This window comes from Pantoea sp. ANP04, assembly GCF_041982285.1.
In the GTDB taxonomy this organism is placed as follows: domain Bacteria; phylum Pseudomonadota; class Gammaproteobacteria; order Enterobacterales; family Enterobacteriaceae; genus Pantoea; species Pantoea eucalypti.
The window spans coordinates 271,469-280,927 of record NZ_JAUTYS010000002.1 but is presented as its reverse complement, the minus strand read 5'-3'; the positions used below and the strand labels follow the sequence as shown (position 1 = coordinate 280,927).

Annotated in this window: 15 protein-coding genes and 1 pseudogene; 10 read left to right on the top strand and 6 right to left on the bottom strand. The window is 54.4% G+C overall.

Annotation, left to right across the window (positions count from 1 at the left end):
- Positions 1-58: 58 nt before the first annotated feature.
- From Q7C21_RS03800 to Q7C21_RS03790, 3 genes are read left to right on the top strand one after another with little or no spacing between them, the layout of a single operon-like run.
- Positions 59-364, top strand: coding sequence for a carboxymuconolactone decarboxylase family protein (locus tag Q7C21_RS03800; RefSeq protein ID WP_039661740.1), 306 nt, complete (start codon positions 59-61; stop codon positions 362-364).
- Positions 364-753 (top strand): tautomerase family protein, encoded by a 390-nt coding sequence (locus Q7C21_RS03795; protein WP_003848242.1) that lies wholly within the window; start codon positions 364-366, stop codon positions 751-753. The genes Q7C21_RS03800 and Q7C21_RS03795 overlap by 1 nt, the downstream gene beginning before the upstream one ends.
- Entirely contained in the window at positions 750-1,277 is a 528-nt protein-coding gene (locus Q7C21_RS03790) for a DUF4865 family protein (RefSeq protein ID WP_312544430.1), read from the top strand. The genes Q7C21_RS03795 and Q7C21_RS03790 overlap by 4 nt, the downstream gene beginning before the upstream one ends.
- Before the next feature lie 25 nt (positions 1,278-1,302).
- Here the strand turns inward: Q7C21_RS03790 and Q7C21_RS03785 are convergent, their stop codons facing one another.
- Positions 1,303-1,680 (bottom strand): RidA family protein, encoded by a 378-nt coding sequence (locus Q7C21_RS03785; protein ID WP_192377964.1) that lies wholly within the window; start codon positions 1,678-1,680, stop codon positions 1,303-1,305.
- Between the two features lie 145 nt (positions 1,681-1,825).
- On the opposite strand from Q7C21_RS03785, the pseudogene Q7C21_RS03780 reads away from it, so the two are divergent.
- From Q7C21_RS03780 to Q7C21_RS03770, 3 genes and pseudogenes are all read left to right on the top strand, one after another.
- Positions 1,826-2,122: pseudogene (locus tag Q7C21_RS03780) on the top strand (hypothetical protein); the annotation flags it as partial.
- Between the two features lie 54 nt (positions 2,123-2,176).
- A complete protein-coding gene (locus Q7C21_RS03775; RefSeq protein WP_375150480.1) occupies positions 2,177-2,914 on the top strand; it encodes a hypothetical protein in 738 nt (245 codons plus the stop codon).
- Position 2,915: 1 nt separating this feature from the next.
- Entirely contained in the window at positions 2,916-3,143 is a 228-nt protein-coding gene (locus tag Q7C21_RS03770; protein WP_312544435.1) for an Imm74 family immunity protein, read from the top strand.
- Positions 3,144-3,201: 58 nt separating this feature from the next.
- On the opposite strand, the gene Q7C21_RS03765 is transcribed toward Q7C21_RS03770, so the two are convergent.
- The 4 genes from Q7C21_RS03765 to Q7C21_RS03750 form a co-directional block, all read right to left on the bottom strand.
- Positions 3,202-3,738 carry a DUF1173 family protein gene (locus tag Q7C21_RS03765; protein WP_375150410.1) on the bottom strand — a complete coding sequence of 179 codons (537 nt, stop codon included), beginning with the start codon at positions 3,736-3,738 and terminating at the stop codon, positions 3,202-3,204.
- 60 nt (positions 3,739-3,798) lie between these two features.
- A complete protein-coding gene (locus Q7C21_RS03760; RefSeq protein ID WP_375150474.1) occupies positions 3,799-4,140 on the bottom strand; it encodes a DUF1173 family protein in 342 nt (113 codons plus the stop codon).
- A 464-nt stretch (positions 4,141-4,604) separates the two neighbouring features.
- Positions 4,605-4,925 carry a hypothetical protein gene (locus Q7C21_RS03755; RefSeq protein WP_312041121.1) on the bottom strand — a complete coding sequence of 107 codons (321 nt, stop codon included), beginning with the start codon at positions 4,923-4,925 and terminating at the stop codon, positions 4,605-4,607.
- A gap of 115 nt (positions 4,926-5,040) precedes the next feature.
- Positions 5,041-5,736 carry a B3/4 domain-containing protein gene (locus tag Q7C21_RS03750; protein ID WP_033761316.1) on the bottom strand — a complete coding sequence of 232 codons (696 nt, stop codon included), beginning with the start codon at positions 5,734-5,736 and terminating at the stop codon, positions 5,041-5,043.
- Positions 5,737-5,779: 43 nt separating this feature from the next.
- Here Q7C21_RS03750 and Q7C21_RS03745 point away from each other — a divergent pair, with 43 nt between their 5' ends.
- Positions 5,780-6,382: an XRE family transcriptional regulator gene (locus Q7C21_RS03745; protein WP_033761318.1), complete on the top strand. Its 603-nt coding sequence runs from the start codon at positions 5,780-5,782 to the stop codon at positions 6,380-6,382.
- On the opposite strand, the gene Q7C21_RS03740 is transcribed toward Q7C21_RS03745, so the two are convergent.
- A complete protein-coding gene (locus Q7C21_RS03740) occupies positions 6,379-6,894 on the bottom strand; it encodes a MarR family winged helix-turn-helix transcriptional regulator (RefSeq protein ID WP_033761321.1) in 516 nt (171 codons plus the stop codon). The genes Q7C21_RS03745 and Q7C21_RS03740 overlap by 4 nt on opposite strands.
- Positions 6,895-7,031: 137 nt before the next feature.
- On the opposite strand from Q7C21_RS03740, the gene Q7C21_RS03735 reads away from it, so the two are divergent.
- From Q7C21_RS03735 to Q7C21_RS03725, 3 genes are all read left to right on the top strand, one after another.
- Positions 7,032-8,186 (top strand): MFS transporter, encoded by a 1,155-nt coding sequence (locus tag Q7C21_RS03735; RefSeq protein WP_375150409.1) that lies wholly within the window; start codon positions 7,032-7,034, stop codon positions 8,184-8,186.
- 67 nt (positions 8,187-8,253) lie between these two features.
- The gene (locus tag Q7C21_RS03730; RefSeq protein WP_375150408.1) at positions 8,254-8,946 is read left to right on the top strand and encodes an aspartate/glutamate racemase family protein; all 693 of its coding nucleotides are present in this window, start codon (positions 8,254-8,256) and stop codon (positions 8,944-8,946) included.
- A 33-nt stretch (positions 8,947-8,979) separates the two neighbouring features.
- Positions 8,980-9,309 carry a DHCW motif cupin fold protein gene (locus Q7C21_RS03725; protein WP_105099602.1) on the top strand — a complete coding sequence of 110 codons (330 nt, stop codon included), beginning with the start codon at positions 8,980-8,982 and terminating at the stop codon, positions 9,307-9,309.
- The last annotated feature ends 150 nt before the right edge of the window (positions 9,310-9,459 follow it).

Genomic DNA, 9,459 nt, shown 5'->3' with positions numbered 1-9,459 from the left:
TTGATTTTCAGGATTGAGACTATGAATAACACTCTCTCTGACCACTGAGGAGTGTGCAATGAAAAATTCACTGGATCGGGAAACACTGGCGCAACGCGCGCCAAAACTGGCCGAACTGACACAGCAGCTGCTGTTTGGTGATATCTGGCAACGTCATCTGTTGTCACCACGTGAGCGCAGCCTGCTGACGCTGGCAACGTTAACCGCGATGGGGCGCGTTCAGCAGCTGCCGTGGCATATCGATTTTGCCCGTCAGAACGGGCTGACACAGGATGAGCTGGTGGAGAGCTTTACACATCTGGCGTTTTACGCTGGCTGGCCCGCCGCCGTCACCGCGCTGGGCTATCTGGAGGATAACTGCTGATGCCATTCACCCGAATCACGTTGCGTCAGGGCTACAGCGATGCGGCACTGAATACGATTTCAACATTACTCCAGAAAGCACTGGTGACGGAGTTTGACGTGCCTGAGCATGATTGCTTTCAGGTGATTGAGATGTTGCCAGCCTGTCAGCGGGTATTTGATATTCACTATCTCAGTGGCGGGCGCAGCGACAATTTCGTGCTGTTTCAGGTGACAGCAGGCCGACCGCGATCCCGGGATCAGAAGCAACGGTTTTATCATGCCCTTTGTGCGGCGCTGCAGGTGGAAATGGCGATCGATCCCGATGATGTCATGATCATTATTCAGTTCAACAGCACCGAAGAGTGGAGCTTCAGCGGTGGCCGGATGCTGGCACAGGAGGCGTTATGATCATCATGCACTACCGTTTTACCCTGCCTGCGGACTACGATATGGGCATCATTGAACAGCGCATCAGGCTAAACGGTGCCCGGCTGGATGGCTTTCCGGGGCTGGTGGCGAAGGCGTATCTCTGGGCCTGCCGTGATGATGGCGGACTGAATGAAAACCGTTATGCCCCCATCTATTTCTGGCGGGAGGCGAGTGGTATGCAGCGTTTCCTGCAAAGTCCTGGCTTCGCGACGCTGGTCAGAGATTTTGGCTGGCCGATCATCGAAAGCTGGCTGGCACTGGAAGGACAGAACCATCTTCCGAATCTGGCCGACGCCCGGTTTATGACGCTGAATCGCTGGACGATCCCCCGGCATTCGGACCTGATTACACTTCCACTGACGGCAGGATTAAGTGCCTGGGATGTGACCCGCTGGCAGGGATTAAGCATTGACGCGTCACAGCAGCGTTCCGCAGACCCACAGGAGGTCTACCGCATCGGTTACCTGGCGCGGGGTTCCGCTGCTGCTGATCTTCAGCTGTAAAACTCGGGTGCCTGATGCCTGTTACTCAGAGGGCAAAAATGGCCTCGATCTCAATGCGCAGGTCAGCGGAGAAAAGGCCGCTGACCTGAACCAGCGAACTGGCAGGCAGATGTCCACCATAATTACGATAAAGTACTTCCCTCAGCGCGGTGATCTCAGTGAAAGAAGTGATAAATATTGTGACCTTGAGCAATGCGGCAAGCGAGGTATGCTCTGCGGCGGTAATATGCCTGAGCTGATCAAAAATAGCTTCTGCCTGTTCAGCCATATCGCCCTGCTGAGCGGGTGTGCCAGCCGCAGTCAGCCCTGAAACATAAAGCGTGTTGCCATGCTTAACGGCATGCACATAAGGTGCTTTTACTTCGCCCAGTTCTGCGTAATTTTTGCGTTCTGGCTGGGTCATATTTCCTCCTTCACTATTTTCACAAACAGATAATAACGCCCGCTATTGCTCAGTGCGTCAGCAATTGCTAGCAGGGTCGACAATCGAATAATAACCCCTTTCATCTTTTCTCTGGGTGATTGTTTAGGTCAGCTTCAGTCCGGCAATGTTTTTTATCTGCGGGGACCACGCAGTGGTGGCGCGAAAAACGATAAGCTCTGCCGTCAGGCTTATAACTATCGTCCTGGCGGCAACGGTCGCCGGTGCTGCAGGTGGTGGCGGGCTGGGAGAAGTTCTGGGCAGCATGTCATGGGCACCCCACCACGAAACCGGCCATCTGGTCACCGGTTCATCGAATGTGTTCATTAATGGAAGGCCGGCGGTGATGTCGCATATGTCTGTGGGTGACTGTGATGAACACGGTCCGGCCCTGCAGCGCGTGGCAGAAGGGTCTTCACGCGTGTACATCAACGGACTGCCTGCTGCCCGGACGGGAGATCGCCTGGCATGCAGCGGTATGATCAGCGACGGTTCACCCAACGTCTTTATTGGTGGCAGTAAAGAGCAGACTGACGCAATCAGTCCGGAAATTCCGGACTGGGTTGACAGAGTGCTGCTGGGCGTGGGCCCTGCTGCCACAGCTGTCCTGGCTGGGCCGGCGATAGCCCTGCTTGGTTTTGCGGGAGGACTGGGTGGAGGCTATGGTGGTGCTTATATAGGCGGGAAACTATGGGGAGATGGCTCTGACGGTCAGAAGTGGCTTGCGCTGGGCGGTGCGTTTGCAGGCGGCCTTGCCGGCGCAAAAGGAGGCGCAGCCTTTAATACCTGGCGAAACACGCCTAAGAGCCTCATCAACCTGAAAGAAATAGAACCTCAGCTGGCGACCGATCCGGACAGTGCCTTTTTCTGGTCAGGGCGCACTGAAGGTGTCGGCGGCCCTGATGTGGCAGAGGGCATAGCCAAGTCCCGGGGCGGAGTTACGCTCGAATCCACAATCAAAGATAAAAATATTAAAATGCCTGAATGGGATTTCGATAACCCCCAGAGCATCAAGGCCTGGGAGGACGTCTCCGCGTCTTATGCTAAACAGGTATCAGGAGAAGTCAGGGCCGTAGTGGGACAGTCGCTGCGTGAAGGTAATATATGGGAAAACGTTGAGTTACCGCGCCTGATGGGCAATGATAACGTCACGAAAATCACTACAATCGATCCGGTATCGCAGACGGAAAAAGTCATTTTTGTAAGGGATAACTGATATGAAAATTACAGGCACCAGTTCATATGTGATGCTCGATATAGACGGAAAAAAAATCAGGGCAGAAGGTGAAATGGTCGTGGGTGGTTTCGTGGCTGAAACAAGCACTATGAAACAATTTGAACCCCCCTACGAAAGTGAACCCGTAACTGATGCCGTTCGTCAGCAATATATCGATGAAGCAGTCAAAAAAACTCAGGGGTCTCATATGGTCCTGAGGTTTGTTTAAATCTTCTCAGTGAAGGTGACCTGCTAATCACCTTCACTTCTCACTCCCGCCAGAACTTTCAGACAGCCGGGAATAGTGGCATTTCCATTCTGCCTGCTGCCTCCCAGTACCACCAATGGCCCTGACCGTATTCCACATCATAATAAGCAGTTTTTTCCTGTTTACGTTGCAGATATTCGGGGGTATTCATTCCGAAAACTTCCATCGGCAGCGCATCCACGCCTTTCACGTCCTTCAGAACGAAGTCCGGGAATACGTCTTCCTCTCCGTCGTAGCGCAGAGGCTTGATGAAGGCACGTTTTTCCTTCCACAGTTTGTCTTCGACAGCCGCCTCATAGCCTGAATCGAGCGGAATGAAGCGTGGACTGACCGTCATCAGCGCCACATCGAGCACGGTACTGCAGCTTGACGGTCGGTTACGCCCGTCTACTTTTCTGAACGACGTTTCAGGCGGCTCCGTTTCAGCGATAACCACGACTTTCATTCCCCGGCGCCAGTCACCCAGCTCGCGGCTGAAGCTCCGCTCCAGGCGGTGACGAACGGCTTCAGGCAGAACCAGATCAGGAAAGCCAGAAAACAGCCCCAGCGGCAGCATAGTCTTCAGCCGTGCTTCACCGGCTTCACTCCAGCCAGCCAGCACAGAAATGACGATTAGTCACCTTATGTTCTTTTCAGCTTCCCTCAGGTGTTCCCGGTTAACGCTAACCTGAGGCGTATCTTTCATGGCCATGAGCAGCAGGGATTCATCCAGTGGCACGCGACCAATACGAATACGGGCAGCCGTCTGCTGCAGGCGCCAGCTCACCCAGCCAGGAGTGCGTTTCTTTTTATCGAAAGCAGGGTGCCAGACATTGATACCAGACTGTTCCCACAACAGGTGCAGAAGCCCCAGCAGGCTCATCGATGGCCGCCGTGTGCGTTTTACAGGCTCATTACCTGAAACGTTTTCAGCCGGTTTTACTTCAGAAGGGGCCTTTTTCTGGAGGCCCGTGGGCAGTCTGACGACAATCGTGCAAATTCATTCTCATATTGCTTATTCATGAATAAGTTACCTCTGATAATCAGCGCACTCCGGCATTAGTTTTTTTGCTGAAGAGGTGTAGTGAAAAGAACTCGTCTGGACAGTGTTATCGTCAACCCCCATGAATTTATTGTGCACGATGGCGTTAAGGCTACTCAGTCGTAGAATGACAATTACCCGCTTAGTTACACCGCGATTTTTCGCGCCTACTAGCGCGGCCACAACCGGTTTATGGGTGAAACTGTATGCCGCCATATTGATACGGTTTTCAGCGCCATCGATATCGTTTAACACGATTTTTTAATGTAATCTTGCCAACAACCGTAGATAAAAGATCTGCGGTGATCTCTGGTGTTGAAGGATATGCCAGGACGGGCGCGGCCATAATAATGGCCCGCGCGAAATAATTTGCCTCATCAGATAAACACCTCCGCCGGAAATCAGCGTGTCAGCAGTTGCTGGCAGGCTGCATTATCCTGGGCGGCGCGCTGTTGATCATCCGTCGTCAGTTGCTGCCAGCGGCCAATCACACGGTCGCCCAGCGCTGACTTGTAAGTTATTTTTTGCAACGCATAGTCAGAATTGCCGCCTTCTATCACGTTGCGCATCTGCGTATCAAGCGGCTGCGCACTGTGATGATCGATCGCGCAGAATACCGCGACGTAATACGCTTTATCCTCCTCACTGTCGTGCGGGATCAACCACCAGCCAGCCAGAGCCAGGATCAGCAGCAGCGGGAGACTATATTTTACTTTAGCCATTAGAGTCACCGGTTGTATGCAGTTCAGTCAGCCGGGTATGGCCAGACGCAGGGCGCGTATCCTGCCACAGATTCTGGCCAACGTTAACCCTGCATCACCGGTGTTGGGGCAATGTTCAGATGGCTGGCGCGTCGATCAGCGTTGCACTGACCTGTGCCCCTGGCATCATCTGCTCTAATCCCGAGATCAGATCGTCACTGGCCTGTTGCAGCGCAATGAGCGGCATAGCCGGAAGACTTTCCAGGATAAACCACATCTGGCGTGCACTGGCATCCAGTCTGGTCCGCACACCCTGACGCCAGTTCCAGCGGCGGCAGGTTACGCCCTGATCGTCTCGCCAGATCACTTCGCCGGGTTCTGGTGACTCATCAACCACCTCGCCCTCTTTGACGGTATCGAACCGTTCACTGCCGTCAGCAATCACCAGACGTGGCGCACCAATATAAGCCGCAATATTTTCGCCTCCAACTGGCAGGGCGTAGCGAATGCTGATGGCATTGTAGAGATCGACAACCGGATCGATAGCAGGCAATGCGCCATCCCGCAGCACGCGCTTGCGCAATGCTTCAGCAGAACAGGGTGTGCGTTTCGCTTTAGCACCAAAGGCTTTGAAAACCTCGGCCCAGGCTGCCAGATGCGCATCTGCCCAGGCCACATCCTCCTGCAACACCTGCTGGCAGGCACTCTTCAATGCTTCGCTGGCGACCTCAGGTCGTGTTATCGGCGTAGCGTCTACCACAATGCTCATGGCACGAAAGCCGGGGGCGAGCGCGAGAACCGCGGGATCGATTGACGGATGAACAGATAACATCGGATACTCTCTCATTGACTAATTTATTCCATAGTAATGACCGATGACCAAAAAAGTCAATATAACGACCGATGCGGGCGCTGATGTTGCCAGTGTTAATCAGGCTGTCTCAGAGAGCATCAAAAGATGGCGTAAAAGCCAGAAACTCTCACTGGATGCGTTATCCCATCGTGCAGGGATCAGTAAAGGGATGCTGGTTGAAATTGAAAAAGGCGCCGCCAATCCCAGCATTGCCATCCTCTGCAAAGTGGCTGCCGCACTGGGTGTCTCGGTGGCGGATATCGTCAATGTCTCGCATGCACCTGACGCATGGCTGATTGAGAACAGCGAAATGCCCGTGCTGTGGCAGGGTGAGCAGGGCGGAACTGCGCAGCTGCTGGCGGGGACACGCGGACCTGATATGATCGAGCTATGGCGCTGGAAAATGTTTGCGGGCGAGGTTTTCAGCTCCACGGGTCACTCGTCGGGCACGCTTGAACTGCTGCACGTTGAACAGGGCAAACTGGCATTAACCGTGGGTGAGCAGACAATGGTCGTGCAACAGGGGTGTGCGGCGGTGGCGCGTACAGATATGCCGCATTCTTATGCCAGTGCCGATCAGCAGCCGGTTATTTTCACCATGACGGTGGCCGAACTGCAGCGCTAAAAACGCTCGTCTGTAGTGATAGCTTCGCCGGGAAACGCCAGCAGCAGCGTTTTCAGCAGCCTCTCCAGTTCGGCACGCTCTGATGCGTCCAGCGGCGCCAGCACCGCCGCCTGCGTGGCGGTGTGGACACGAAGTGCATCCTCAATCTGCTGCTGCCCGTGCGGGGTCAGCCCAACCAGCATGCTGCGCTTATCATCCGGTGCAGCCACACGTTCAATCAGATGCTGCTGTTCCAGCCGGTTCAGCCGATTTGTCATCGCGCCGGAGGTTACCAGCAGCGCCTGATAAAGTTGCGTGGGCGACAGGCGATAAGGCGAGCCCGCCCGCCGCAGCGTTGCCAGTACATCAAACTCCCCCTCCTGAAAACTAAACGGCTCCAGTGCCTGACTGCGCGCTTTCGCCAGATGTTTCATCAGACGCAACACTCTGCCGAAGATGCGCATGGAAGAAGCATCAAGATCAGGCATCGCGTTGTCCCATTGGCTGACAACGAAATCAATATGGTCATGCATAAATCACCTGTAAATGCTGGGGTTATGTTGTCGGGTTGTGCTGCACCTCTTAACAAGGCGGGATATTTATCTTAACGTTAAGATAAATGGTGGCAGCCCAATGCTGTCATCGTCAATCCTCTGTCAGAGTGTCAACGATGAAAAATAATCTCTTCCCCATTCTGTTTGCTGTGATCGTCTTTCTTATCGGGCTGAACCTGCGTCCGATGCTGGCTATTATCGGCCCGCTGTTTCCGGTGTTGCAACAGCAGGCTGGACTGTCAGCTACCTCGTTCAGTCTTCTGACCACGTTGCCGGTGGCGATGATGGGTCTGGCGGCACTTTCCGGGCCGTGGCTGATCGTCCGTATTGGGCCGGTGATGTGCATCGCCTCGGGTTTGCTTCTTCTGACGGCGGCCTGTCTGTGGCGCGGGGTTAACCTGACCTCTGCTCAGCTGATGCTCACTGCGCTGGCGGGTGGCGCAGGAATTGGTGTCATTCAGGCGCTGATGCCTGCCCTGATTCGGCAACGCTTTACAGCAGCCGCGGCGACGCTGATGGCGCTGTTCAGCACAGGCATTATGGCGGGTGCGGCACTGACTGCGGCGAGTGCTGAGCCGCTTTTTACCCTGCTGGGCCTGCAACCCGCGCTGGCACTCTCCGGAGGATTAGCGCTGGTGACGCTGCTGATGTGGCTGTCCTCGGTCAGGCGGTCGTCGCCGGTGAGTGTAGCGGTTGATGAAGCGATACTGCCTGTGCGGCGCACACTGCTACTGATGCTCTTTTTTGGCATTGGCACCGGGGCCTACACGCTGGTACTGGCCTGGCTGCCGCCATTCTATATACAGCTGGGCTGGAGTGCGCGTCATAGCGGATATCTGCTCGCCGCGCTGACCTTAACCGAAGTGGTGGCAGGATTTATTGTCTCAGCGACGTTACATCGCTTTTCCGACCGCCGTCCTTTGCTGCTTGGCGTGCTGACATTGTTACTGGCGGGGCTGCTGAGTCTGGTGTTCTACCCGAACACGATGCCGGTACTCTCTGTGTTGCTGCTGGGTACAGGAATCGGCGCACTCTTTCCGCTGTCACTGATTGTCACACTGGATCATGCGCGCAACGCCAGAGAGGCAGGCATTCTGCTGTCACGCGTTCAGGGTGGCGGATACCTGATTGCAGCACTGATGCCGCTGGTGGCCGGCTGGGTGCGCGACATTGGTGCATCACTGACGCAGGCCTGGGTGATCATGAGTGCTGGCGTGGTGGTGTTAATGCTGATTGCCCGGCGATTCAGGCCGCAGAACAGCTCAGCCTGATTAAATCCGTTGCCGAACAATGGCAATCTGGCATGCTGAGAGTAAAACGTTGAATCAGGAGTGCAGCATGAAAGTTATTGGTTTGTTAGGCGGTATGTCATGGGAGTCAACTGCACTCTATTACCGCATACTCAATCAGCAGGTTAAACAGCGGCTGGGCGGTCTGCACTCGGCGGAGCTGGTACTTTATAGTGTTGATTTCCAGCATATCGAGCAACTTCAGGCTGCGGGCGAGTGGCAGCAGGCGGGCGAGATACTGGCTGATGCAGCACGTAATCTGGAAAGGGCGGGTGCGCAATTCATCGTACTCTGTACCAACACCATGCATAAAGTGGCCGCGCAAATCAGCGCCGCCACAGACATCCCGCTACTGCATATTGCTGACGCCACCGGACGGCGTATTCAGCAGGCTGGCGTGCATAAGGTCGGGTTACTGGCAACGCGATTCACCATGGAACAGGATTTCTATCGCGGGCGACTGCATGAGCAGTTCGGTCTTGAAGTGATCACGCCTGATGAAGCGGATCGCCTGTTTGTGCACGAGGTGATTTACCATGAGCTTTGCCTGGGTGAAATCAATCCCGCCTCGCGTCGTCGTTACAGGGAGATCATGCAGCAGCTGGTGGCACAAGGGGCCGAGGCCATTATTCTGGGCTGCACCGAAATTACCTTGCTGGTTGACGCTACCGATGCCAGCGTGCCGCTATTTGATACCACGCTCATCCATGCCGAAGAGGCCGTTTTCCAGGCTCTCTCTTAACGCTCATCTTCAACGCAGTCTCAGGGACATCGCATGAAAATAGATAATTTGCCGTTTGGGCTGACGGAATGGGATCAGGTTGAAGAGACGGTTCATCCCGGCGACCAGGGAGAGGCGAGATGGCGAACTGTGACGTTTAACGATATCCGGGTTCGCATGGTCGATTATTCGCCGGGCTATGTGGCCGATCACTGGTGCACCAAGGGCCATATTTTACTCTGTATGGCGGGCGAGCTTCACACAGAACTGTCCGATGGACGCCGTTTCGTACTGACACCGGGCGTCAGTTATCAGGTAGCAGATGATGCTGAACCGCATCGTTCGTTTACCTCCACCGGCGCGAAGCTCTTTATCGTTGACTGAGTTTGCTATCTGCCTCTTTTGTGGTCATCAACTGGTGAATCATCGCGTCGTTGACACTTTTAAAAGTAAACTGAATCTGCTTTATAAAAATCAGCAAAATTAATGGCTTATTTCTTCAGAGTTATCTGGTTCTGACGGGAATAATTTTTA

Coding starts and splice junctions, on each gene's coding strand:
- Q7C21_RS03800 (WP_039661740.1), top strand. CDS start 59: ATGAAAAATTCACTGGATCGGGAAACACTGGCGCAACGCGCGCCAAAA.
- Q7C21_RS03795 (WP_003848242.1), top strand. CDS start 364: ATGCCATTCACCCGAATCACGTTGCGTCAGGGCTACAGCGATGCGGCA.
- Q7C21_RS03790 (WP_312544430.1), top strand. CDS start 750: ATGATCATCATGCACTACCGTTTTACCCTGCCTGCGGACTACGATATG.
- Q7C21_RS03785 (WP_192377964.1), bottom strand. CDS start 1,680: ATGACCCAGCCAGAACGCAAAAATTACGCAGAACTGGGCGAAGTAAAA.
- Q7C21_RS03775 (WP_375150480.1), top strand. CDS start 2,177: ATGATCAGCGACGGTTCACCCAACGTCTTTATTGGTGGCAGTAAAGAG.
- Q7C21_RS03770 (WP_312544435.1), top strand. CDS start 2,916: ATGAAAATTACAGGCACCAGTTCATATGTGATGCTCGATATAGACGGA.
- Q7C21_RS03765 (WP_375150410.1), bottom strand. CDS start 3,738: ATGCTGCCGCTGGGGCTGTTTTCTGGCTTTCCTGATCTGGTTCTGCCT.
- Q7C21_RS03755 (WP_312041121.1), bottom strand. CDS start 4,925: ATGGCTAAAGTAAAATATAGTCTCCCGCTGCTGCTGATCCTGGCTCTG.
- Q7C21_RS03750 (WP_033761316.1), bottom strand. CDS start 5,736: ATGTTATCTGTTCATCCGTCAATCGATCCCGCGGTTCTCGCGCTCGCC.
- Q7C21_RS03745 (WP_033761318.1), top strand. CDS start 5,780: ATGACCAAAAAAGTCAATATAACGACCGATGCGGGCGCTGATGTTGCC.
- Q7C21_RS03740 (WP_033761321.1), bottom strand. CDS start 6,894: ATGCATGACCATATTGATTTCGTTGTCAGCCAATGGGACAACGCGATG.
- Q7C21_RS03735 (WP_375150409.1), top strand. CDS start 7,032: ATGAAAAATAATCTCTTCCCCATTCTGTTTGCTGTGATCGTCTTTCTT.
- Q7C21_RS03730 (WP_375150408.1), top strand. CDS start 8,254: ATGAAAGTTATTGGTTTGTTAGGCGGTATGTCATGGGAGTCAACTGCA.
- Q7C21_RS03725 (WP_105099602.1), top strand. CDS start 8,980: ATGAAAATAGATAATTTGCCGTTTGGGCTGACGGAATGGGATCAGGTT.